Source organism: Paenibacillus enshidis, from assembly GCF_042136365.1.
Taxonomy (GTDB): Bacteria; Bacillota; Bacilli; order Paenibacillales; family Paenibacillaceae; genus Paenibacillus; species Paenibacillus enshidis.
Genome location: NZ_JBHHMI010000018.1, coordinates 51,308 through 76,053, shown reverse-complemented (window position 1 = coordinate 76,053; position 24,746 = coordinate 51,308). Strand labels below are relative to the sequence as shown.

General features: G+C 49.7%; 21 protein-coding genes and 1 other annotated feature. Of the genes, 4 read left to right on the top strand and 17 right to left on the bottom strand.

The features are described 5' to 3' along the window. Positions 1–129: 129 nt before the first annotated feature. The gene (locus ACE41H_RS18150; RefSeq protein ID WP_375356944.1) at positions 130–516 is read right to left on the bottom strand and encodes a VOC family protein; all 387 of its coding nucleotides are present in this window, start codon (positions 514–516) and stop codon (positions 130–132) included. An 88-nt stretch (positions 517–604) separates the two neighbouring features. Here ACE41H_RS18150 and ACE41H_RS18145 point away from each other — a divergent pair, with 88 nt between their 5' ends. After that, positions 605–1,681, top strand: a complete 1,077-nt coding sequence (locus ACE41H_RS18145; protein ID WP_375356943.1) for a hypothetical protein — start codon at positions 605–607, stop codon at positions 1,679–1,681. A 60-nt stretch (positions 1,682–1,741) separates the two neighbouring features. Here the strand turns inward: ACE41H_RS18145 and ACE41H_RS18140 are convergent, their stop codons facing one another. The 4 genes from ACE41H_RS18140 to ACE41H_RS18125 form a co-directional block, all read right to left on the bottom strand. After that, entirely contained in the window at positions 1,742–2,245 is a 504-nt protein-coding gene (locus ACE41H_RS18140; protein ID WP_375356941.1) for a WapI family immunity protein, read from the bottom strand. A gap of 148 nt (positions 2,246–2,393) precedes the next feature. Then, a complete protein-coding gene (locus tag ACE41H_RS18135) occupies positions 2,394–3,071 on the bottom strand; it encodes a deoxynucleoside kinase (protein ID WP_375356939.1) in 678 nt (225 codons plus the stop codon). After that, positions 3,068–3,691, bottom strand: coding sequence for a deoxynucleoside kinase (locus ACE41H_RS18130; RefSeq protein WP_375356938.1), 624 nt, complete (start codon positions 3,689–3,691; stop codon positions 3,068–3,070). Before ACE41H_RS18130 ends, ACE41H_RS18135 begins: the two co-directional genes overlap by 4 nt. A 374-nt stretch (positions 3,692–4,065) precedes the next feature. Then, the gene (locus tag ACE41H_RS18125; RefSeq protein ID WP_375356937.1) at positions 4,066–6,786 is read right to left on the bottom strand and encodes a family 78 glycoside hydrolase catalytic domain; all 2,721 of its coding nucleotides are present in this window, start codon (positions 6,784–6,786) and stop codon (positions 4,066–4,068) included. A 141-nt stretch (positions 6,787–6,927) separates the two neighbouring features. Here ACE41H_RS18125 and ACE41H_RS18120 point away from each other — a divergent pair, with 141 nt between their 5' ends. Beyond that, positions 6,928–7,785 (top strand): helix-turn-helix domain-containing protein, encoded by an 858-nt coding sequence (locus tag ACE41H_RS18120; protein ID WP_375356936.1) that lies wholly within the window; start codon positions 6,928–6,930, stop codon positions 7,783–7,785. A 78-nt stretch (positions 7,786–7,863) separates the two neighbouring features. Here the strand turns inward: ACE41H_RS18120 and ACE41H_RS18115 are convergent, their stop codons facing one another. From ACE41H_RS18115 to cls, 5 genes are all read right to left on the bottom strand, one after another. Further along, positions 7,864–8,241 (bottom strand): hypothetical protein, encoded by a 378-nt coding sequence (locus ACE41H_RS18115; protein ID WP_375356934.1) that lies wholly within the window; start codon positions 8,239–8,241, stop codon positions 7,864–7,866. Positions 8,242–8,541: 300 nt separating this feature from the next. Then, positions 8,542–10,005: a glycoside hydrolase family 1 protein gene (locus tag ACE41H_RS18110; RefSeq protein WP_375356933.1), complete on the bottom strand. Its 1,464-nt coding sequence runs from the start codon at positions 10,003–10,005 to the stop codon at positions 8,542–8,544. A gap of 22 nt (positions 10,006–10,027) precedes the next feature. Further along, positions 10,028–11,935 carry a beta-glucoside-specific PTS transporter subunit IIABC gene (locus ACE41H_RS18105; protein ID WP_375356932.1) on the bottom strand — a complete coding sequence of 636 codons (1,908 nt, stop codon included), beginning with the start codon at positions 11,933–11,935 and terminating at the stop codon, positions 10,028–10,030. 113 nt (positions 11,936–12,048) lie between these two features. Further along, entirely contained in the window at positions 12,049–12,882 is an 834-nt protein-coding gene (gene licT, locus ACE41H_RS18100; RefSeq protein WP_375356930.1) for a BglG family transcription antiterminator LicT, read from the bottom strand. Positions 12,883–13,038: 156 nt separating this feature from the next. After that, positions 13,039–14,487, bottom strand: a complete 1,449-nt coding sequence (gene cls / locus ACE41H_RS18095) for a cardiolipin synthase (RefSeq protein WP_375356929.1) — start codon at positions 14,485–14,487, stop codon at positions 13,039–13,041. A 230-nt stretch (positions 14,488–14,717) separates the two neighbouring features. Beyond that, positions 14,718–14,987 (top strand) — a binding site (T-box leader). A 265-nt stretch (positions 14,988–15,252) separates the two neighbouring features. On the opposite strand from cls, the gene asd reads away from it, so the two are divergent. Next, the gene (gene asd, locus ACE41H_RS18090; RefSeq protein WP_375356928.1) at positions 15,253–16,338 is read left to right on the top strand and encodes an aspartate-semialdehyde dehydrogenase; all 1,086 of its coding nucleotides are present in this window, start codon (positions 15,253–15,255) and stop codon (positions 16,336–16,338) included. A gap of 187 nt (positions 16,339–16,525) precedes the next feature. Here asd and ACE41H_RS18085 read toward each other — a convergent pair whose 3' ends face one another. The 7 genes from ACE41H_RS18085 to ACE41H_RS18055 form a co-directional block, all read right to left on the bottom strand. Then, positions 16,526–18,100 (bottom strand): alpha-L-rhamnosidase-related protein, encoded by a 1,575-nt coding sequence (locus ACE41H_RS18085; RefSeq protein WP_375356927.1) that lies wholly within the window; start codon positions 18,098–18,100, stop codon positions 16,526–16,528. Further along, positions 18,097–19,509 (bottom strand): glycoside-pentoside-hexuronide (GPH):cation symporter, encoded by a 1,413-nt coding sequence (locus tag ACE41H_RS18080; protein ID WP_375356926.1) that lies wholly within the window; start codon positions 19,507–19,509, stop codon positions 18,097–18,099. The genes ACE41H_RS18085 and ACE41H_RS18080 overlap by 4 nt, the downstream gene beginning before the upstream one ends. A 230-nt stretch (positions 19,510–19,739) precedes the next feature. After that, on the bottom strand, positions 19,740–20,726 hold the full coding sequence (locus ACE41H_RS18075) for an AraC family transcriptional regulator (protein ID WP_375356925.1): 987 nt from the start codon (positions 20,724–20,726) through the stop codon (positions 19,740–19,742). A gap of 144 nt (positions 20,727–20,870) precedes the next feature. Beyond that, positions 20,871–21,560 (bottom strand): ABC transporter permease, encoded by a 690-nt coding sequence (locus ACE41H_RS18070; protein ID WP_375356923.1) that lies wholly within the window; start codon positions 21,558–21,560, stop codon positions 20,871–20,873. Continuing rightward, positions 21,544–22,476, bottom strand: a complete 933-nt coding sequence (locus ACE41H_RS18065) for an ATP-binding cassette domain-containing protein (protein WP_375356922.1) — start codon at positions 22,474–22,476, stop codon at positions 21,544–21,546. Before ACE41H_RS18065 ends, ACE41H_RS18070 begins: the two co-directional genes overlap by 17 nt. Positions 22,477–22,562: 86 nt before the next feature. Further along, a complete protein-coding gene (locus ACE41H_RS18060; protein ID WP_375356920.1) occupies positions 22,563–23,498 on the bottom strand; it encodes a sensor histidine kinase in 936 nt (311 codons plus the stop codon). Position 23,499: 1 nt separating this feature from the next. Further along, positions 23,500–24,210 carry a response regulator transcription factor gene (locus ACE41H_RS18055; protein ID WP_375356919.1) on the bottom strand — a complete coding sequence of 237 codons (711 nt, stop codon included), beginning with the start codon at positions 24,208–24,210 and terminating at the stop codon, positions 23,500–23,502. 197 nt (positions 24,211–24,407) lie between these two features. On the opposite strand from ACE41H_RS18055, the gene ACE41H_RS18050 reads away from it, so the two are divergent. After that, positions 24,408–24,728 (top strand): type II toxin-antitoxin system Phd/YefM family antitoxin, encoded by a 321-nt coding sequence (locus tag ACE41H_RS18050; protein WP_375356917.1) that lies wholly within the window; start codon positions 24,408–24,410, stop codon positions 24,726–24,728. Positions 24,729–24,746 lie beyond the last annotated feature (18 nt).

Below are 24,746 nucleotides of genomic sequence, written 5' to 3'. Positions count from 1 at the left end.
GACTCGTAATCGCGGGTCGTTGCTGCCTTATTTGCCAAAATTAGATCACTAGTCTACCTCCTATCCTATTTCAGTAACAAAGAAATCGCCCGCAGATAGAGGGACAGTTTCCATGCTTTGTTGCTGCTACTAGCTGTTATATGGCGCACCGAACTCAATAATGTTATGATCCGGGTCCAGAATAAAAATCTGGGCAAACCCGGCCACGCTGTCAGGACGCGCCTCATAACTTATGCCAGTGCTCTCCAGCCATTTAACTGTCTTCGAGTGGCTTTTCACCCAGATGGCAAAATGACCGTCCGTCGTATCGATGCCTTTGGTACGCAGCGTCTCCCCCGGCGGATGCTCCAACAGATGCAACTGCTGATCCGCGCCTACGGCATACCATACTCCTTTGGAACGGAACGGCGGCCGTTCGATCTCCGGGAAACCCAGCACTTCCGAATAAAACTTCTTTGCTCTTGCAAGATCTCTTACAGCCAGGCTTACGTGATGCAAACGTTCAAATTCTATCATATTCAGCGCCTCCCAATTTATTATGGACCAATTACAAATTTCGCTAGATTAAGGTATACTTGAGGAAAATCATACCAAAGGGGTTTATATGAACTTTTACTCATTTTACTCACGCCTCGGATTTACATTCTTCATTTCTTTAGTCTTAACACTAACAGCTGCTGGAACAGCCCCTGCTAACGCCACCACCGCAGATTCCAGCACGGTGCCCCATCTTACCGGTGAATATGATGCATCCCCAACAGGTGATATTACCTATGTCGCTGCTGATACCCTGATGCTGTACAACCCGCTCAATTCGGAACAGCCGAACGGCCGGGAATTGTATACTTCCGGCGGAAGTCTGCTGGATCCCGCTTTCTCGGCTGACGGGACCAAATTGGCGTTTATAGAGACCTGGGGGCAGACCGGGTTATTGCGGTCAACCTCTGTTGATGACAACGACAACGTAGTAAGCGCAATCAAAGTGCTGGACTTGCAGTCAGGCAAGCTGAGCAACTTGATTAAGGTAGACCATTCGATTTCGGAGGTAGAGTTCGCACCTGATGGGAAATCCGTATTTTTCCTGCAGGCAGAGACCAAAAAATTTGTGTCTCTCTATGAGACCAGAAGCTCGACCAGCTTTGATGTCTATCAGATTCAGTTGAATGCCAGCGTTCCGGTCAGACATACACAGCTTGAAAGCACACGTATCCAATCATTGAAAATCGCACCGGATGGACAATCTTTCTATCTTGCGTTCCCGAACAATTCCCAGTCCAACAACCAGTCTGCACAGCAGATCAGGAAGTTTCCTCTAGAAAGCGGCAGTAGTTCCGGTACCGCCATTTCCCTCAGTCGCAAAGGGAGCATATCCGATTTCGCATGGAACAAGGACCAGACACTGCTGTATTACCAGTCAGAAGTCCAATCCGGGGAAGGCGGATCTTCTAAAGATGAGCTGTTCGTGTACAATCCTGTGACGAAAACGGAGAAGCAGCTTACCTCATTGGCAGACTATGTCTATCGGCCTGTGGCCGCAGGTGACCGCTTGTATTTTATGACAGGCTTAAGCCGTTTTATCCACGGCCAATCCGTATTATACGTCATGCCTGCAGCCGGTGGCGGGCCTGTCCCAGTAGAGCTTCCAGCACCAAAGGAAGAGCTTCGTATTATTACGCTTTAAGCTGATGAGCGCCGCAAACCGCGGCGCTTTTATATTGGCTATGGTACTCGATCACGGGCCTTATGGGCGAGAGGTTGGATGGTTCCGTGCTGGAAATGACGTGATCAGCCTCTTCAATCCTGCTGCGAAATCACGCAAGCTCCTGACATTCGTGAGAAACTCATAGCTTAGAACGGAGCTTTGTTCCACGATCCGTGCAGCAAGGTGACCTGTGACCTTGAACTGCTGTCTATGGATATCATCTCTTTCCAGCCTAAAATCAAGTTCAGGCTCAATAGCGCTAAACCAACCCGTTTCCTTGTATGTATTGCATAATGCCTCAGCTTCAGCCTGCCAGTGCAGGATGCTTCCGTTTTCCAGATACGGACCGTCTACTTCCCCGGCAAAATTCAGGCATTCAACCCGCATTCGGCATTTCAGCCAGTCAATATCCGACGCATCCAGCATTTCTTGAGACGATTCATATCCGTAGACACAGATTATAATCCGGTTCTTTCTATCACTGGAGACCAGTTCGGCTGATGGATAGCTTTTCAGCAATTCCTCCCACTCTTTCCCGACCATATGAACATCCCCTCCCTATGTCAAGAGCTTAGCAGAAAGCGGTTTCCAAAAACAATACACAAGCAGCAATTACAAATGTTATTCGATTAACTACTGAAAAGAAAGACCCTGAACGTGCGCTTCCATTCAAGGTCTAATAAATCTTAGTTCAGCCTATTTTATTCAATCCGTTCAGCCTGTTGGCCTGAATGACCGTGCTGACCTCGGCAAGAATACCGTCCAGCGAAGCCGGGTTATTCACATCGTATTCATCAATGTTCAGGCGCAGCACTGGACAAGCCTTCAGCTGCGTGAACTCGTCGATCCAGGCGGAATATCTGGCGTGCATGTGCTCCCAGTACGATACGTCGGTCTGGATTTCCATCTCCCGCCCACGCTCCTTGATGCGGGCCAGAATGGACGGCAGGCTGCCTTCCAGATAGACCAGCACATCCGGGTGCGGGAAATACGGGGTCATGACCATCGCATCGAACAAGCTGGTATAGGTCTCGTAATCCGTCTTGGACATCGTGCCTTGATCCGCGTGCATTTTGGCGAAAATACCCGTATCCTCGTAAATCGAACGGTCCTGCACATAGCCGCCGCCTGCTTCAAAAATGTTCTTCTGCTCTTTAAAGCGCTCAGCCAGAAAATATATTTGCAAATGAAAGCTCCAGCGCTCGAAATCATGGTAGAACTTCTCCAGATAAGGATTATGGTCCACCTTCTCCAGGGAGGTTTTAAAGCCGAGACGGTTCGCCAGGGCAGCAGTCAGCGTAGACTTCCCAACCCCGACGGTGCCGGCCACCGTAATAATTGCGTCAGACGGGATATTATAATCATTCATTGAATAAACTCCTTTACTTGTGCGACGATCCGGGCAAACTGCTCCGGATGCTCGACAAAATCCACCTCGCTGCCATTAATCGGGACAATTATGGTAGCAGGCTCACGTTCAGCCAGGGAAGCCATCGCCGTATCGTAATCCTCGATCAGCTGCTGCAAATATGCCGGGTCGATTTGCTCCTCGAAGTCTCGGCCGCGTTTGCTGATGCGGTACAGCAGCGTATCCAGATTAGCCCGGATATACAGAATGATATTTGGCTTGGGCAGATCGTCAGTCAGAATGTGATAAATCTGGCGGTATTTCTCTCGCTTGATCCCTTTGAGCGTGCGCTCGGCGAAGATCAGGTTTTTATAAATATGATAGTCCGAGATGACCGGCTTGTCCTGCGCAATGTACTGCAGATCCGTATCTTCAAGCTGCTTGTAACGGTTGCAGAGAAAAAACATTTCCAGCTGAAAGCTCCACTCATCTATATTTTGATAAAACTTGTCCAGAAAAGGGTTCTCTTCTACGATTTCTTTCAGAATGGGGATGTTCAGTTCGGTGGATAACATGGAAGCAAGTGTGGTTTTTCCGGCTCCGATCGGTCCCTCCACTGCAATAAACGGGCCTCGTTTCATAAGCTCCTCCTCGTGCGGGCATTACGCGTAACAGCTCTATTCCTGCAAAATAAACAGACTCAAACATTGTACCACACGAGGGCGGATTAGCAGATATGTAAATTGTTCTGGGGCGCTCCGAGAACGAAGCATTCCTACAATCGCTGTTGACCCTTCGGGCCAAAGGCGACCGCTCCGCTTTTCCGGAATTGCTTCGTTCTCTCCGCTGCTGCGTGCATCCCCAAACTTAAAACGAGCAGAAATCGCTAATCTCTTGCGAATTCTTATTTGGAACAAAAGGTCGAGAATAGGAGCGAGTTTCCCCTGTTCTCGACCTTTTGTCCTTCGTGTCTACACATCTTGGTGATTTTCGTAAGTCGAGGTCACCGTGTGTCTTAATTTTGCTTAACCAATTCCTCAGCCAGATACGTCCACTCATATCTTCCCGAGCCGACGCTCAGAGTGACACCATCCTCTGTTTCCGAGATATCCAATACTCCCTCGGCTGTCTCGGCAGGATTTCCACCCTCAAGCAATTCCTCCATGCGGGCACCCTGCAACACAATTTCAGCGCTCGTATTGGCCGGAATTTGTATATTAACCGTCACCGTTCCATCGGCGATCTGCCAGGAAGACTCAATCAGCCCGTAAGGAGATTCAAGAGTTGCCCGGGCTGAAGTGAGCTGTCCGGTGGCAAAGCGCGGCTTAATGAGAATCTTTTTGTACGCTGGCTCGGCTTCATTCATGTTTAGTCCTGCCACATAACGGTAAAGCCAATCCCCGACTGCCCCGTAAGCATAGTGATTATAGGAGTTCATATCATCGCTCCAGAATGAACCGTCAGGCTTGATGCCATCCCAATGCTCCCAGATCGTTGTAGCCCCCTGTTTGACCGAATACAACCAGGATGGGTACTCCTCCTGCAGCAGCAGCTTTACGGCAGTCTCGTGATATCCGTTGTCGGACAGCACGAGACACAGATAAGGAGTTCCTACGAATCCGGTGGTCAGATGATAGTTATTCTTCACGATCAGCTCATTCAGCTCACGGGCTGTTCGCTGCTTGACCGCTCCCTCCACCAGATCGAACATCAGGGCCAGCACATGTGCGGTCTGGGTCGGAGCCGCCAGCCTTCCAGCAGGCGTTACGAATTCCTCCCGATAGGCTTTTTTAATTCCTGTCAGCAGTTCGCCGTAATGCCGTACATCTCCGGCGCGTCCAAGCACCACGGCGGCATCTCTTACGATTCTGGTGGAATAGGCAAAGAAAGAAGTGGCTACCATATCAAGCGGTGTCGCTCCGACATAGCTGTTCTCCTTGGCATCCAGGCCAAGCCAGTCGCCGAAATGAAAGCCTGTGTTCCACAGGTGCTCCTGATCCCCCTGGCTGCGGATATACTCCACCCATGCCTTCATGCTGTCATACTGTTCTTCCAGCAGACGCACATCCCCATAGCTGAGATACATCACCCACGGGCAGACGACAGCGGCATCGCCCCAGGCTGCCGAGGTTTGTTCTTTGCCGGGATTCGCAGTGGTACCTTCCAGAACATTCGGGATGACAAACGGGACACTCCCGTCCTTATGCTGATCCGCCTTGAGATCCCGGACCCATTTGCCGAAGAAAGGACCTACATGATAGTTAAAAGCGGCCGTACGGACGAATACCTGGGCATCGCCGGTCCACCCCATGCGCTCATCCCGCTGCGGGCAATCTGTCGGAACATCCAGGAAATTGCCGCGCTGACCCCACACAATATTGCGCTGCAGCTGATTGATCAACGGGTCCGAGCATTCGAAGGTCCCCGTCTTTTCCATGTCTGAATGCATGACCTCTCCACTAAAAGCTGCAAGCAGCTCCTCATCGCTCCATGCCTCCAGCCCTTCAACCTTCACATATCTGAAGCCCTGGAAAGTAAAATGCGGAGCATAATCAGCTTCTTCCCCACCCTTGGCTGTGTATTCAATCCGCTGTCCGGCTGAACGCAGGTTGCCGATATAGAAATTCCCTTCCTGGTCCAGCACTTCCGCATGCTGCAGAGTAATCGTGCTGCCTTCAGGGATATCCCTCTTGAACTTGATCCGTAGGCGTCCAACCATGTTTTGGCCCATATCCAGCACTTTTTCACCCGCTGGGGTCGTGATGACTTTTAGCGGATGTATCATCTCAGTTACCCGTACAGGCCAGTTTTCCTGTGCTACCAGCGGTTCAAACGGCAGCTTACAGATTTCCGTCTCGCTCCAGCCGGAATCGTCAAATGCGGCCTCGCTCCATCCCCGCTGCTCAAGTCGGGCGTCATAGCTTTCTCCGTCGTAAATGCTGGAGAAGCGGATCGGGCCCAAGAACGATTTCCAATCCTCATCCGTGACAAGGACCTCTTCGCTCCCATCGTCATATTGAACATGCAACTGCAGCAGCAGCGCTCTGCGGTCCCCGTAATGCGCCCGTTTGTTATCCCAGCCAAGTCGTCCCTTATACCAGCCATCTGCCAGTTGTACACCGATCCCGTTGGCCCCACTCTTCAGTTGTGCAGTCACATCGTAGGTCTGGTACTGCAAGCGGTGATGGTAGCTGGTCCATCCGGGGGTCATCCACTGCTCGCCAACCCTTTTGCCGTTCAGGAAAATTTCATATAAACCCGCAGCCGTAGCATAAATACGGGCCGATTTTACACCTGACCGCAAGCTAAACGAACGCCGCATCATAAAAACCAGCTCCGTCTGCGGGTCAATAGTCTCCGAATCAGGGGTAATCCACTTGGCCTGCCACTCCCCGCTCTCCAGCAGTCCGGTCTCCCACCACGCAGCTTTGCTCCACCCGGAATCATTGCCCCGATTGTCCCAGCACCGGACCCTGAACTCGTAGCGGCTGCGGGACTGAAGCGACGGACCTTCGTATTTGATTTGAATGGACCGATCGGATTCGATACGGCCTGTATCCCAGAGTGGTGACGCAAAATCATCCCCAGGCCTCGATACCTGAATCCGGTATGCTTCCTGATGCGTCCCCCTTGCCTCTGCGCTTAATTTCCATGCAAAACGCGGTTCTCTCTCCCCGCTTCCCAGGAGGAATTCCCTGTATTCGCAGGTTAGTCCCTCTATCTTGAACTGGCTCATTGCTAAACCTCCTTTTACCGGTTCACCCTTTCAGGCTTGCTATTGAATCCAGTTTCATCTTACGATGAATGTAAACGCTTGAAATGTGCCTATTTGGACATTTTCATATGGGTGATCGGACATTTATAGGAGGTGTGGCTAATGGCTGTACGGCGCAGGATCGACCTACTGAGCGGTTCCGCTTTTTTCTCGCAAGGGCTGCCTTTATACGTGAACCGGGCCGTGGAGTCTTACGAGCTTCATGAACACCGGCATGATTTTCTGGAAATCAGCTATGTCAGTGAAGGCTCGGGGACGCATCTGGTGGGAGATAACTCCTTTCCGGCCGCGCGCGGAGCTATATTTTGGCTGCCGGTAGGTGTATCCCATGTGTTCAGGCCTGCCCGCACGGCTGGAGGCACTCTGGTCGTCTACAACTGTGTTATCTCTATGGAGGCACTGACGGGCTTGCTGCAAGCTTTTCCGGGGGGAGTAACGCTGCTGCCCCTGTTGGAAGACGACCATTGCTTGCATTACCAGGATCAGCATGGCGAAGCCGAACGGCTCTTCCAGCAGTTACATTATGAATATGAAGCGGAAAGGGCTGGTCGTGAGGCAGCTTTGTACGCACATGTTATTCAGTTGCTATTATTTATCTTCCGGCTGCATACGGAACCCGAGCCAGAAGAGACACCTTCGTCGCTCCGTCTTGGGGAGGTGCTGCATGAGCTGCACACACGTTTTCAGGAAAAGATTGCTGTGGAGGAAATGGCCCGGCGGATGGGGGTTGGTCCCCGCCAGTTTCACCGTATTTTTCGCAAACAGACCGGCATGACCATGTCCGAATATGTGCAAAATATACGGATTGCGGAAGCCTGCCGGCTGCTCCGGACCGGAGAGGGCAGGATTGGGGATATTGCTTCTGCGACGGGGTACCAGGATATTTCGTACTTTCACGCTCTATTTAAAAAGAAAACCGGCGTCTCCCCGCAGGCCTACCGGCAGCAAAACAAAAAATAACCCCTCAAGAATATGGAAAACCGCCCCAAAAGCTCCTTCATATCTTTCGTGGCAGCCTTTGAGGTGGTTTGATTTATTCTAATCCATTAGATCTTCAGCTCCCATCTCAAATTTATTATAGTCCGTTTCTTTCAAAAGCAGCTTTTCCGAATCAAATAATAAATATGTCGGGTAGTCTTGGATATCATATTCTTCGATCAGTTTTTTCACCTGTGGAGAAGATGCCTTGTGTACACCGAATGCAGATATTTCCATCACATTGTTTTGAAAAAACTCATTAAGTTTATTAACCTCAGCAATATAGACTTCTGCCTCATCTTTTACCACAGAAAATACTGAAAATGTGTCTGGTCCCGTAGCGTAGAAATCCCTGATTTCTAGCACACTTTGCTTTTGGCATCCACTCAGTAGAATAAAACAAATAAATAACCACTTTACCCGATAAATAATTTTCATAAACATCAGTCCCCTATTGGAAATGTCTTTGGCCTCTCCCCTGAGAATTATCCAGCTTTATTAGGTTTTCATATCAATAAGCAAGTGAAAAATCAGGGATTTTTATATTTTTCTAACTACAGAGTTAAAACTCCTGTATTAATAGCTGCAAAATTTATCATTCACCTCGCAAAGATCCATAAGCTTATGCAAATAACCTCAAAAAACAGCGACTTGTCAACAACCTGCCTTACAGAACATGGGGGTTACAAAAACTAAAAACAGGGCTTCCGCAAAAGTCGGAAACCCCGTTTGTTTCTGTCAGCTTAAATCCGCCCCGTTGGAAGCAATCACTTTTTTGTACCAGTGGAAGCTCTTTTTCTTGTACCGGTTTAGCGTTCCATGGCCCTCATCATCCTGATCCACATAAATGAAGCCATAACGCTTGGACATCTCGGAGGTGGATGCGCTGATAATATCAATCGCTCCCCAACTGGTGTAGCCCATCACCTCAACACCATCCTTGATCGCTTCCGCCAGTTGCTCGATATGCTGTCTGAAATAATCGATCCGGTAATCGTCAATGATGGAGCCGTCTTCTTCCACCTTGTCCCTCGCTCCCAATCCGTTCTCCACCACGAACAGCGGAAGCTTATAGCGGTCGTAAAATTCCTTCAGCACGATTCTCAGACCGATCGGATCGAGCTGCCAGCCCCACTCCGTCACCTTCAGGTTCGGGTTTTTGACCGTACTGTACAGATTGCCTCCTGTTACGCCATATTTCTCAGGAGTGGTGGTGGAAATCAGGGACGTGTAATAGCTGAAGGAGATAAAATCCACCGTATTCTCAAGCAAAAATTGCTCGTCTTCCGGCTCCTGGACAAGCTGAATGTTGTTTTCCTCAAAATACCGCTTAGCAATCGGCGGATAACTGCCCCATACCTGGACATCGGTATGCAGCAGGTTCAGCTGGTTGTCCACCTGGGCTTGAAGTACGTCCTCCGGGCTGCTCGTCGCCGGGTAATGAATCATGCGGGCCAGCATACACCCGATCCGGAATTCAGGATTGATCTCTCGCGCCTTGCGGGTCACGAGCGCGCTCGCTACAAACTGGTGATGGAGCGCCTGATAGGAGGCCTGCTGCACATTTTCCTCGCGGTCGCCTACAATCCCCCCGCCGGTGAACGGCTCAATGATCGTTGTATTGATTTCATTAAAGGTCAGCCAGTATTTTACCTTGTCCTTATACCGGTTCATAACCGTTTCGGCATATTTTTCAAAAAAGGAGATCACTTTTCTGTTTTTCCATCCGCCATAGTTGAGTACGAGCGTCATCGGCATCTCATAATGGGACAGCGTAACCAGCGGTTCAATATTGTATTTACGCAGCTCGTCGAATACATTGTCGTAGAATTGAAGACCCGCCTCGTTCGGTTCGGCATCGTCCCCATTAGGAAAAATGCGGCTCCAGTTCATGGAGAGACGGAATACCTTAAATTCAAGCTCACCGAACAGTGCGATGTCTTCTTTATACCGGTGATAAAAATCGATGCCGTAGCGCTTCGGGTACCCTTCGGCAGTCTTGACTTTCATCGCTTCTGTAATGGACTCACTGGTGACATGCATGAGAGCGCTAAGATTGGTGTAATCCTTTTTCTTATGATATGGAACCATATCCGCCGTCGACAATCCCTTGCCATCCGCATCAAAGGCTCCCTCCGCCTGATTGGCGGCGATAGCGCCGCCCCACAGAAAGTTATCCGGAAATACTTGTTTTTGACTCATATTTGTCAGCTCCTTTATTTGCTCAAACTTCCACTTTCAAAACAGGCTCCTTGATGCTGATCTCCCCAAGCTTGGCGGGAAGCACTGTTTGATAATCACTGGTATTGGTAACCACCATCGCGGTTGTAATATCATACTCCTTGGCGATATTCTCGAGGTCAAACGACAGCAGCCTGTCTCCCGCCTGCACTTTGTCCCCGGTCTGCACATGGGCTTCAAAATACTGCCCGCGCAGCTTGACCGTGTTGATGCCAACATGGATGAGCAGTTCAACTCCGTCATGGCTGCGGATTACCATGGCATGCTTCGTTTTAAACACATTCATGACGGTGCCTGTTACGGGAGAAGCCAGCTCCCCCAGCTCCGGAACAAAGGCAACCCCTTTCCCCATCAGCTCATCGCTGAAGGTCGGATCATTAACTTCGCTGAGCGGAATTGCTTTGCCGGTCATTGGAGAGTAAATCATTTCGTCAGATGCCGGAATGGGGTTATCCGCCTCGACATCAAGCGGAGCTTCATCTACGTCGGATTGCGTTTGTTTTTCCGTTCCGCCTGCTATCTGCACAGTTGCATCGCCCTGTTCTTCTTTAATTCCGAGGATAACAGCCGCAATGGCAGCCACCACAAACGCAATCACCATGCCTCCCAGGCCAAACCAGAATGTCGGTCCGATCAATGCGGGCAATCCCGGGATACCGCCGTTACCTGCCAAGACATAGGCATTTGTGCCAAAAGCAAGGGCAAAGCCACCACCTGCGGCACTGCCAATCATCCCGGCGGTAAACGGTTTCTTGTATCTCATGTTGACCCCGTACATGGCCGGCTCGGTTACACCCATGAGGGCGGTAAAGCTGGTCGACAACGCAATGGATTTCAATTTTTTATCGCGTGCGCGGAAGAACACCCCCAAAGTGGCGCCAGCCTGACCCATATTGGAGATATAGGTAAGCGGCAGGAACTTGTCCACACCCAGCGTTGCCAGATTGCTGATGATCACCGGAACGAGCGCATAGTGCATGCCTGTCATGACGATCAGCGCCATGGCGCCGCCCAGGATGATACCGGCAATCACGCCGCCTTCCGACAGCAGCCAGTTGATGCCGCCCGACAGCCCATTGCCTATAATCGTCCCCAAAGGACCAATGGCTACCAAGGTGACAGGAACTACAATCAGCAGCGTAAGCAGCGGCACAAGCAACAGCTTCAATGAAGAAGGAATAATGCAGTCAACGCCTTTTTCGACGTAAGACATCAGCCAGACCGCCAGCAGGATCGGGATGACCGAAGACGCATAGGTGACGGCTGTTACTGGAATGCCTATAAAGGAAACCGGCTCACCAGACGATAACAATGCGCCTATATCCGGGTACATCAGCGCGGCGCTTACCCCTACTGCCACAAACGGGTTGCTGCCAAATTTACGGGCCGCGCTAAAAGCAATCAGCATCGGAAGATAGTGGAACACCCCATCACCAATGGCTGAAATAATGCGATACGAATCTGTGCCGGCCGTCATCCATCCCAACCATACCAGCAGAGCAATCAGACCTTTAAGCAGACCAGCGCCCGCGATGGCCGGCAGAATCGGCGCGAATACTCCGGCAATAAATTCAAACAATCTTGAAATGACATTTTGCTTTTTTTCTTCCACAGGCTTTGCTCCCGCCCCGTCGCTGTTCTTGAAAGCAGGATATTCCTTGACCATCGCATTGAATACACTGGCAACCTGATTACCGATAATGACCTGAAATTGGTCTCCGGAGACATTTGTGCCCATGACTTTATCGAGCTTTTTCAGCTCTGCGTCGTTTACTTGGCCGTTATCCTTCAGATCAAAGCGCAGACGTGTGACACAGTGATACACAGAGTTAATATTATTCGTCCCGCCGACAGCGTCGACGATTTTGCGGGCCGTTTCCTGATGATCCATCTTTGATTCCTCCATTTTTGGGCCAAAAAAATACCTGAACGAACAGACACGTACAGAACGCGCCTTGTTCATTCAGGTATTGCCTGATTTAACAGTAACAAGCCTGGAATACGTTATTTGCTTTTCATGAGCCGCTCCAGATGCAGTGTCAAATACAGCTGCTCGGAGTGTGTCATGGTATACTCATAATTTTTCTGGATAAACTTCTCAATCTTTCGGATGCATTTGAAGGTCTCCGGGTAATTCTTTTTTACCACCTCGTATAAATACTCCTCCGCGTCATCATGGCTGGTATGTGTAATGACACGCTGGCAGAAATATTTGAGATGTGTGATAAAGCGGAAGTAATTCACACTGTCCTCATCAAATTCCACATTGAAGTGATATTTGATAATATTCATAATCTCCTGAAGCAGCTTCATCATTTGCGTCACATCACTCATGGAATCATTGATTTCAGCATTCACGAAATGCAGCGCGATGTTGCTGATCTCCTCTTTCGGAAACTCAATCCCCAGACGCTCCCGCAAAATGTGCAGCGCTTCCTTAGCTACATCATACTCGGCTTTATAAAAATGCTGGATTTCCCACGACAGCGGGTTTCGGACAATCATGTCCTGCTGCAACCGCTGCACGGCAAAATGAATATGATCCGACAGGGAGACATAAATCCCGTCGCTGATTTTTTTATTCAACTGGGTGCGCGCCAGACTGACAATATCGTCGGTCACCTGCAGAATTTCGATCGGAACTTCCATCACGGTCGCTTTGAACTTCTCATAAATCTTTGCGTCCTGGAGCCGGAATACTTTCTCGATCCTGCTTTCGTCGATTGGGTCGCCTGCACGGTAGTTGAAGCCAATACCTCGGCCGAGGATGAGGAGCTCCTGATTTTTGTCGTCCACCGTGCTGACAATGTTGTTGTTAAAGATTTGTTTTATAATCACATTGGATCACCTGTTTGTGAGGATTAAAAAAAGGGCAATACCAAAACAGAAACAGAAATTAATCCATTTCTATTTATGGTATTGCCCGCATTACCGGTAACAAGCCTCATAACGAAAATAACATGTACTGTAAACGTTGTCAAGCCTCACGTTATGTCAAAGAATGGGCGACAGCAGCCTGGATACAGATTCCTTGATTTTGATCCAATTGGGCCGCTTCAAATATTCCTCATAGGTAAGCTCATGGGATACGGCCATGTCCTTGTCAAAAATACGGGCCATATGCCGGGCAATCTCTTCGTCATACAGGAATGCGTTCACTTCAAAATTGAGCCTGAAGCTGCGCACATCAATATTAGCCGTGCCGACCGAGGCAATTTCCTCGTCTACAACAATCGTTTTGGCATGAATGAAGCCGTTATTATAAATATACACATGGGCACCGACCTTCAGCATCTCGCCGATATGCGACAACGTCGCCCAATAGACGAAAATATGATCCGGTTTATCCGGAATCATGATGCTGACCTCCACCCCGGACAGGATCGCAATCCGCAGCGCATCCAGCAGGCTGGCATCCGGGATAAAATAAGGCGTCTGGATCAGGATGGACTTCTTGGCAGATGAGATCATTTTGATGAGACCGTATTTAATCTGTTCCGATTCCGAGTCCGGGCCGCTGGTCACGATCTGCATCCCGACACAGCCATCTGTAACAACCTCCGGGAACAAGTCAAGCTCATAACTGATATCATGATCACGCGACGCCTGGTTCCAGTCCAGAATAAACCGGGTTTGCAGCGCGTACACCGCCTGGCCTTGAATCCTTAAGTGTGTATCCCGCCAATAGCCGAATTTGGGGCTCAGCCCCAAATATTCATCGCCGACATTAAAACCGCCGATATAGCCGATTTTGCCGTCAATAATGACGATTTTACGGTGATTGCGGTAATTCAGCCGCAAATTGATCAGATGCAGCTTGGAGGGAAAGAAAACCTCCACCTCACCGCCCGCTTCCCGGAAGCTGCGGAAAAAACCTCTCGTTAGCGAGCGCGAACCCAATTCATCATATAGCACCCGTACTTTGACCCCTTGCCTCGCCTTTTCCGTCAAGGCCTTGAGCAGCCGCTTGCCCAGCGTATCCCTTCTAATGATGTAATACTGAATATGGATAAAATCCTGCGCATTCTCAATATCCTCAAACAGCTGGCCAAATTTGTCCCTTCCGTCCGTAAACAGAAGCACTGAATTGTCCTCCGTATACACCGCCTGATTATTAACAAGATGCATGTGGATCAGCTCTTTGTAATCCCTTGTGGCCGGATTGCGGAAATCGAACTCGTCAGAGCCAAGACTGTCCAACTGCTTGTGCAGCACCTTGTCTGTCCCCAGTTTGTTCAGATCTGCCCATTGAAACAGATGCCTGCGGGTCAGGTTCTGCGCAAACAGCAGATACAGCACAAAACCAAGCACCGGAATAAAGCTGAGCACCAGCAGCCAGGCCCAGGTTGTACCTGCATCCCTTCGTTCCTGGAACACCACGAACAGCGAAAAAATGATATTCAGTAAAATAACCAGGCCAAGCAAAATGGAAGTAATGTGCATGCTGCCTCCTGTAACCCCTTTTTCTATTCTCTACGCAGCGTTAACCGCCTTTGCTCCGGTAATCCGCTGCATTCCGATAACCATTGTACCATGATTTCCATAGATTTCTATTCAAAACTTAAGCATTTTACTTCACCCGGGCCATGATGTTCAACCTGTAATGTTGTCATCATTTCAATAAAATATATGTTTACCTTCCTGCCGTTATTTGATATTATAATCGCAATAATTCAACTGCGATGATGAGAAGAGTAAATAAATGAATTCTTTTGCAGAGAGCTCCGTCCGCTGAAAAGGAGTAAAGGATTCTTTATTGAAAAAAGACTCTGAGCAATACACCGGAACCTTCATATACTAGTAGAGGGATGGTGTGTCAGGAGCTCCTGTTACAGAGCTAGAGTATTGGCATGCATGTACATTGCAGTACTCGAAGAGGCTGGTATGGCGACATATCCGCGAATTTGGGGTGGTACCACGAGTATACATATCTCGTCCCTAAGACTAACTTCAGTCTTGGGGGTGAGATTTTTTTATTTGTATAAGAGGTAGTTCAAAAAGTCAGCTTTTGATCACGAAGGAAGCCAGGAAGCGGACTCGACATCGAATCTTGAATTCAGCCGGGCCTTCCGGGGCTCACGTACCCCAAGTACGCTCCGCTCCTCAGTCCCTGGCTTCATTCAACCTTCTCGGTGCTGAAAACCTGACTTTTTGAACACGCACTATAAGGTTATACCACAGTTTAAACGGAAAGGATCTGAACATCGAATGACTGAAAAATTGAAAGTTGCTATTGTCGGAGGAACAGGTATGGTGGGCCAGCGCTTTGTTCAACTGCTCGATCAGCATCCATGGTTTCAGGTTACAGCCATCGCAGCAAGTACAAATTCTGCGGGCAAAACATATGAAGAATCCGTTCAGAGCAGATGGAAGGTTCCAGGCTCCATTCCTGAGGAGGTAAAAAACATCGTCGTGCAGGACGCCTCTAAAGTGGAGGAAGTTGCCGGTCAAGTTGATTTTGTATTCTGCGCCGTAGATATGAAAAAAGATGAGATCAAGGCGCTGGAAGAAGCCTATGCCCGAACAGGCACACCTGTCATCTCCAACAACTCGGCTCACCGCTGGACACCTGACGTTCCCATGGTCATTCCGGAAATCAATCCAGGGCATATTGAAGTTATCGCAGCCCAGCGGAAACGGCTCGGAACCTCCACAGGTTTTATTGCCGTGAAGCCGAACTGCTCCATCCAAAGCTATGTGCCGGCACTGCACGCGTTGCTGGATTTCAAACCGACCAAAGTGGTGGCCTCGACTTATCAGGCTATTTCCGGAGCAGGCAAAAACTTTACCGACTGGCCGGAAATGCTGGACAACGTCATTCCTTACATCGGCGGCGAGGAAGAGAAAAGCGAGCAGGAGCCGCTGCGCATCTGGGGCAGCGTTGCCAATGGCGAAATCGTGAAAGCCAGTGCGCCGTTGATTACTACCCAGTGCATCCGCGTACCAGTGACGGACGGGCATTTGGCGACCGTGTTTGTATCGTTCGAGAAAAAGCCTTCGAAGGCTGAAATTCTGGAACGGTGGCAGCAGTTTAAAGGACGGCCGCAGGAGCTCGGGCTGCCAAGTGCTCCGCAGCAATTCATTACGTATTTTGAGGAAGAGAACAGACCGCAAACGAAGCTGGACCGTGACATCGAGCGCGGCATGGGCGTTTCTACAGGCAGACTGCGCGAGGATACGATCTACGATTACAAATTCGTGGGACTATCGCACAACACCCTGCGCGGCGCTGCAGGCGGTGCCGTCCTGATCGCGGAGCTGCTTAAAGCGGAAGGATATATTCAAGCGAAGTAAGAGTTTCATGCAAAAAGACAAAAACAGCAAGTATCCCGGTTAGCGGGTGCTTGCTGTTTTTGTTGAAGATTAAAGAATGGATAAGTTTTCAGCGAAACTGAAGCATTTTTTAATCGTAAGAAAAATTTCTGCTCTACGTGGTCTAGCTTCTTTAGAAGGTACGTCGATAGGTGTTGTCCTGTCAGGTTTAAAGCTTATATCTTCGTATAAAATAGGTCGGCGTACAGCTCCATGCATGACAGTAGCTGTTGATCAGATAGCTGCCGTATGGTGAAAACTCCTTGTTTTGCGGATCGTACAGCTCCCAGAACGTATCGGCTCCATCCCGGACCATTCCGCCCCAGTATTGCTTCATTTCCAAGATGGCTCTGTCCCTCTCCCCAACCTGAATAAGCGCCTCTATAAGGTGATGCATCATGTAAGGAGTCATCAACGGGGTTCCCGGCTTCTCATCCAGAACCCTCAGCAGCAGCACACTGCTCTTTTCCTTATCCAGCACACCCGCCAGCACCATCCAGACCTGGGCAGCCCAGGATACCTGCTCATCCTTGCCGCTGATGAAATACCCTTCCTCTTCACTCCATAAATGCTTCATCGCCGCCGCCTGAACCTCATGAATTTTGCGGTGCAGTTCCTCCTGCCTGTCATCCTGAAGCAGCCCGGACAAATAAAGCGCCTGCTTCATGGCATAGATCAGCACGCCCTGTGAAGGAGCCTGCTTGTTCAGCTCGGGATGCCAATCGATGAAAGAATACCAGGTCTCGCTGTCTTTTACGATGAGCCGTTCATCCAGTTGCTCAAATCCGATTTCAATCTGGCGGAACGCGGTCGGCCACAGCTCCTCCAGCGTCTCCTTGTCGCCAGTAGCCAGATAATAATCATGCAGCGTCGAGACAAACAGCAGGGAATAATCGAGTATAAACGTATCATCCGGAATGACCTCCGGCTTGATGAACAGGTTGGCCGTCACCTGCCCCTGATCATTCGGAAAAGCGGCAAAGAGGTACAGGCACCGTTTTACGAGATCGTTATTTTGAAACGTATCATAGTTGGCGATGGCCTGCAGTCTCAGATCTCCCAGCCACAGGCGGCGGTCGCGTTTGGGCCCGTCTTCAAAGACCTCCTGCATGCAATCCTCCAACGTCTTGATGCTGATGCTGTCGATCGCCTGCAGCTCTGGATCAGTGTGGTCAAGTCCCCCGACTCTGTCGCGGTCGCCCGAGGTAACGGTTGTACAGCAGATATCCTCAACGCTGACCTTGTATTTCGGCGACGTATCCAGCACCTCCAGCTTCAAATAGCGGAAACTGTAACGCCGGTCGAGCTTGATGACTCCTGGAAGCACATCCACATGGGCATATTCCTCCTGCAGCCAGGAGCGGCTCAGCCAACCGTCATATTCGGAGAAAGGCACAGCCATTTCCACCGGCATCTCGCCAAAAGTCAGCTTGAGATACAGCGGCGCATCCGGCGGACTGCCGACCGGCTTGATGCTCATGCTCAGCGAGCCGACCAGATGATCGCCGAAGTCAACGATAATCTGCTCCCCTTTTCCCAGCACGCGGGCCGGCAGGCTCTCTGCCGAAGTTTCACGTTCCACCCGCCAGCCGTGAATCACCCGCTCATCCGATACCACCTGCACAATATGCTGCGGCCTTTGCTCCCGCTGCAGCAGTACCGGCTTTAGCGCCTCCGCTTTGGCGGCGAATGCCTCATTCTTCTTGATTATTAACCCATCTCTCTTCTGCAGAATTTCGCTCATATCCGTTCCTCCCTTGTTTGCAGTTGAACGGCCGCCCCATTAGGGGCCGCCTCTTCAAGCGGCCATTCCTTTGTATATTTTTGGGCAACCTCATCCAGCTCGGCGCGGATTTGACCGAACTTTTTGTCCAGGTTGTAAAACGCCATAATGATCATGGAGACAACAACCGTAAATGCCGGGATGATGATGTAATTCAACTGAATGGCGAACAAAGCGTTCGTGGCCTGAGTCTGATTCGGCACATACCCTCCCCACGTCAGCAGCCAGCCTGATATGGCCCCGGCAAGAGCCATCGCCACTTTACCGATGAACCCGTTGAGTGCGGAAATCAGGCCGGCTGCGCTGATACCTGTCTTCCATTCCCCGTAATCCACCGGGTCCGCCTGCATGGAGAAGTAAATACTTTGGCGGAGCCCGCCGCCGATCGCAGCAATCACTACACCTGTCATCAGCAGCGGAATGTGCACGCCGGCCATCCACATGACCAATATACCGGCAAGGTTGATGGCGCTGCCAATCATGAACAGCGTTCTTTTATACATGAACCTTGCGATAAAAGGAGTGGCGAACACCCCGGCCAACGGAACGAACGAGGTCAAGCCTGCCGCCAGCGCGCCCAGGCTGGTGTCCCCCACGTAATAAGTAAAGTAGTAAATAAGCGCTCCGGACTGAAAGAAGACACCGCCAAACATGAACACGATATTTAGGCCGAAAATATGCCAGGGGCGATTTTGCCTCAAACTGCCGAAGGATTGCTTGACTGAAATTTTGCGCTGCCGGATTTTCACCTTTTCTTCAACATTTTTGAACGTAACAAAGAACATCATTGTGCCGACAACGGCGAAAATCAGAATCGTCAGGAAGTAACCCCTGCTGACTGAGCCTCCACCAAGGATCTGCACCAAAGGAAATGTTAATACACTGACTACCGTGGCCCCTATACAGGAGAAAATAATGCGGAAGGTGGCAAGCACCGTACGCTCCTGGGCGTCGCTGGTCAGACTGGGCAGAATGGAGGCCAGTGGAATGTTGACCATCGTATAGGCAATGGACAATCCCATATAGGTAATATAGGCGTATATCAGCTGCCCGGCCGGCCCCACATCCGGAATATAGAAGGTAAGAATGGAGAGCAGGCCAAAAGGAATGGCACCGATCAGAAAATACGGTCTGGATTTTCCCCACCGGGTTTTGGTTTTATCGATAATGACACCCATCAGGGCATCCGCTACACCGTCCACAATACGGGTAACGAGAAACAGGATACTCACCTGTGCCGCTGCCAGACCGACCACATCCGTATAGAAAATCATCAAATAAAGCGTGATCATTTGCCAGATCAGATTGCAGGCGAAATCTGCCGCTCCATAACCGAAGCGTTGTCTCCACTTGAATGAAACCGCATTCATTTTTATCACCCCAGCTCCCACAAAATAACGATAACGTGCGCACTATTATCTGTTTTTCTGTGCGTTTATGTTTGTTAGTTTCCGCATTTCCATTAAAGCGCTTTATTTGTGAGGGGACAATGATCGGATTACGGGTAAACTTGCCCGTTTTACATATGGTTCGTTCCCGGCGTTTCAAAACATACAAAAAGGTCGTCCAGGCTGGTCAAATGGACCTTTTGGACGCCCCCTTACTGCTGTTCCTGTTTGCGATATTGTCCTGGCGTTACGCCGTAGTGCTCTTTAAATTTCCGGTTGAAGAAGCTGATCCCCTCATAACCGACCTCAGCAGCCACCACGTGGATTTGTTTGTCTGTGAGCCGGAGAAGCTCGCTCGCCCGGATCATCCGCTGCGACTGTAGCAACTCCAGAAACGTCCTGCCCGTTCTTTCCTTGATCATGTTTCCCAAATAATTGGGATTAAAATTAAAGCGCTGCGCCAGTTCCGTCAAAGTACAATCGTTATAATGGGCTTCGATATATTCCAAAATATCAACAATGCTTCCTCTGCAGGTTTGCTGTTCGAGCTCAAAGTTTTTATCGTGCTGATATACCCGCATCAATTCCGTAAACACGAGCGGGATATAGTGCCTTAACATCTCCTGCGAGTACTCCTGGTAGTCCATAAATTCACAGATCATATTTTTAATCAGATACTGCAGATTCTCATTATCCTCGGAATGGAACAGGATATACCTGTCATGCCGCCTGTTCTCCGCCACCGCATTCGCCAGAAAATCATACACAAGCCCGTGCTGATGAAGACGGCTGAAGAAAAGCTGTGAAACGGTCTCATGCTTCATGATGATGTTAATAATGATATCGTTTTGCTCAAGCGGCGCAATGCTGTGCGGCACGTCTACATCCAGAAGGCAGCACTGGCCCTGGACGAGCTTCACTTCCCGGCCATTGATCACCTGACGGCATTCGCCGGAATACACGTAATTGATTTCGATGAAATCATGATTATGAAGCGGCATATCGGCAAAGCGATGGTGCTTGCTGATGAATACCGGATTTTTTTTGAAAAAGAACTCGCCCTTCATGCGGAAAACTCCGGTGTCAGACTGGGGCAGCATGTCTACACCAATATCGTTAATATTTTGCCGGGTAACCACCTGGATTCTCTCTATCTCATCGAGCTGGCGTAAATGGCTGTCCAACTGCTTGTGATTCATGATTGTCCTTCTCCTTCGGAAGCTTAATTTCACATCCGTAACATCTTATTATGTTATATCACAAAAGAAGACAAACCTCCCGTCTGAAAGCTTGTCTCCTGATTTTCTATACTATTTCGCTTGCTATCAGCCCGGCGACTCAGCTTAGGAAATATCGGCATGATCAATGTTGCGAAAAGAGAGATAGGTCACAAACACCCCCAGCGCTGCTAAAACCACAGGTATCGCAATAATGGAGCTTAGACTGAATCCCATATTATTTGACGATACCACCGTGACAATGAGAATGGATGAAACGATGGTCGCGGCCTCCGATTTCCTGCGAATCCCGAACACCAGCGGCAGCAGACTCATGCCGGTTGCCGCTACAGCCTGAATCACCGACTTCAGATAATACTGGTATAAGCCTTCCGGAGTCATCACCATAGGGAACGTTCCAGTCATTTTGTTGGCCGACAGCATGATCGTACTGATGAGCAGGTTGGAAAGCACAATATTGATAAATGTCCATAACGCGACAATCATCAGCTTTGCAAAAATAAGCTTTTTCCGGCTTACAGGATAAGTAAACAGGAGCTCCATCGTTCTATCCTTGTATTCACGGATGATCAACCTGGATAAGAGCACCGAAGCATAGATGACAAAGGTCACGCGGGTCAGAATATCAATCATTGTGAGCATTTCCGCATCATTGCGAAAAACCTCCTCGATGTTTGTATCGACCAAAAATACGAGCAGCATTAACCCGGCAATGATAGCATAGGAGATGATCGCTCCCCAGAGAAAGCTTCTCTTTCGTCCCTTCATCAGCTCCAGCTTAATGAGATGCAGCATGTTCCTCACCTCCCCGAGTAGCCTGTAAAAAGTATTCCTCCAATGACCGGTTGCGGCGGTTAATCGCCTCAATCGACACTTCATGGGTAACCAGCTGTCTGGACAGCTCACTCTGGGAAAGCTTCATATCATAGATTTTCAGCAGTTTCTCCCCCGAAACCTTAAAATTGCGGATATTCAGTACATACTCCAGCACGTAAGCTACCCGATTGATGCTCGGCGTGATCACTTCCACATACTCAGTTTGTGTGCTGCGAATTTGTTCCATGGATAGCTCCTCGATAAGCCGACCGCTGTTGATCACACCAATCGTGTCTGCAATCTGCTCAATTTCCCCCAGAATATGGCTGGATATAAGCAGGGTAATTCTATATTCATCACGCAGCCGCTTAAACAAGCTTCTCATTTCCAGGATTCCGTTCGGGTCCAGGCCATTGATCGGCTCATCCAGAATGAGCAGCTCGGGCTTGGTCGACACGGCGCGCGCGATGCCCAGGCGCTGCTTCATGCCCAGTGAATATTGATGAACCGGCTTGTTACGCGCACTGCCTAATTGGACCAGCTCAAGCGCCTCTTGAATCATCTTGGGATTATACATTCCCATGTATTCACAGTGCAGCTCAAGATTGCGCTGTCCCGTCAGGTTTTCGTAAAAAACCGGAGTCTCAATGATGTTGCCGATACGTTTGAACGGCTTCGTGGCTCCAACCGTCAGCCGTTCCCCAAACAGCTCAATCTCGCCTTCTGTCGGTTTAATCAGATTCAGCAGCATGCGCATCACCGTTGTTTTGCCGGCGCCGTTCGAGCCCAGAAACCCGTAGATCTCCCGTTCCTTTACAGTCATGTTCACACCTGAAATGACAGTGCTGCCGCCGAATTGCTTCGTTAAATTACGTGTCCTGATCATGTCACTCATTCGCCTCATTCCTCATTTTGTCCTTGAGATGATCATACTGCGGCAAATGTTCTTTTTTATTAATCAATCCTTACAAAACTCTTACTTTATGCGCGGGCGGAGGGAAGCTTTACCGTGAAAACGGTACGTATACCCGGGCGGCTCTCCAGCTCAATGCTGCCTCCCATCCGTTCCGCCAGACGCTTCGTGATCGTCAAGCCCAGGCCGCTGCCCTGTACCTCCCGATTGCGGGAATCCTCAAGTGTATACAAGCGCTCAAATACGCGGCTCTTCTCTGTTTCCTGTATTCCCCTGCCCTTGTCCGAGACCTCAATCAGAATGAATTCTCCTTCTGCCCGCAGCGTCAGCCCAAGGAATTCACCGTCCGCTCCGTAGCGGACTGCGTTCGATATAAGGTTATCCAGAATGCGCTGAAGCGCTTCGGCATTGGCATAGATCCACACCGGCCTGTCCGGTATATCAATCGCCACCTCAAAGCCACGATGTGTCAAAATATCATAATAGGCCAATATGCTTTGACGGCAAAGATCTGCCGCATCGAACCGTTCGAAGGCAAGGTGATCATCGCCCGATTCCAGCCTGGCCAAATCAAAAAATTTGTTCATCAGCTCCAGCACATCCAGCGACTTTTGATGAATTTTGCCCAACAGTCGCTCCCGTTCTTCCTCCGACATATCGTTATCCCTTGAGAGCGCTTCGGCATATCCCAGCACCACGGTTAGCGGCGTTTTCAGATCATGGGAGATATTAGCCAGCATTTTGCGCATGGCCAGCTCGGTCCTGACATAGTCATCAGCCGACCTGCGCGCGTAATCCAGCAGTTCATTCGTCCCTTGCAGCACACTCCGCAGCTCGGGAGAGCCGGTCACGACTTGAATATACCCGCGATCCTCTTCATGAACAAGCTGTTCCAGACGCCTTGCGATATAGGCCAGCTCTCTGCGGTAAGCACGGTTTTTCAAATATGACATCAAGAGCAGCACCAGCAATACAAAAATGAGAATCAGCAGCACCCAGATCACGTTACATCTCTCCCAGCTTGTAGCCGATTCCCCATAAGGTGCAAATGATTCTCGGATTGGACGGGTCATCCTCGATCTTCTCACGCAGCCGCCGCATATGGACATTGATGACATTTTCGTCGCCGTAATACTCCTCGCCCCACACCGAGTGGTAAATCTGGGCTTTCGTATACACCCGTTTCGGGTGCTGGACAAACAGCTTGAGGATCTGAAATTCCTTGGCTGTCAGCTTCAGCGGCTCGCCGGATTTGGTCACGACAAAGTTGTCCGGGTCCATGCTCAAAGGCCCAACCGTGATAACTCCCTGCGCCTGCCCGACAGCTCCAGAGGCTGAATTCGCCGCATACTCTGTAGCCCGGCGAATCGCTGCCTGCACCCGCGCGGACAGCTCAATCAGGGAAAATGGCTTCGCTATGTAGTCATCGGCACCGAATCTCAACCCGAGCGCTTTATCTACCTCTCCGTCTTTGGCAGACAGCATTACAATCGGTACACGACTCAGGGAACGAAACCTCTGCAGCAAATCAAGCCCATTCCCGCCTGGCAGCATAATATCGAGCAGAACCAAATCAAACCTGCCTGCCTCAAACCGCGCTGCCGCTTCCCCGGCATCCTTGGCGGTTTCCACCCGATAGCCTTCTTTTGTCAAATAATCCACAACCATCTCGCTGATCGAAGCATCATCCTCAACCAGCAGCAATTCGCCAAGCATTCTGTTGGCCTCCTCTGGTGAAACATCTTAATAATTCCAAAAAATGATCAAATGATGTACATTACATTTCCACTGGTTCAAGTATACTGAGCCGGTGTCGTTGAGGCAATGCAATACACACTAAAGTGATGGATATGTTGTATATAATAATGATAAAATAAAGTCAAAAAAAAGCTATATAAAGGGAGTGTGTGGCAATGCAAATCAAGCCCTCAAGTACGATACGTCAGGATTACAACGGATTTTCAAAATTTTGCCACGAAATAGATGAACCTGTTGTTTTAACCCGTAACGGAGAAGCAGACCTGGTTGTCATGAGTCACGATGCTTATCGACGCATGGAGGCACGGATTAAATTGCAATCGAAGCTCCTTGTTGCTGAAAAGCAAATTGCCGATGGCGGGGAGCTATTAGACCATGACGAGGTCATGGCACGAATGCGGAGGAAAATAAAGGTTGGGAACAGATTAACTTACTCCTGTTCCCAACCTTTTGGACAAATTAGGGGTCGCGGCTAATATGAGCCGTGACTCTTT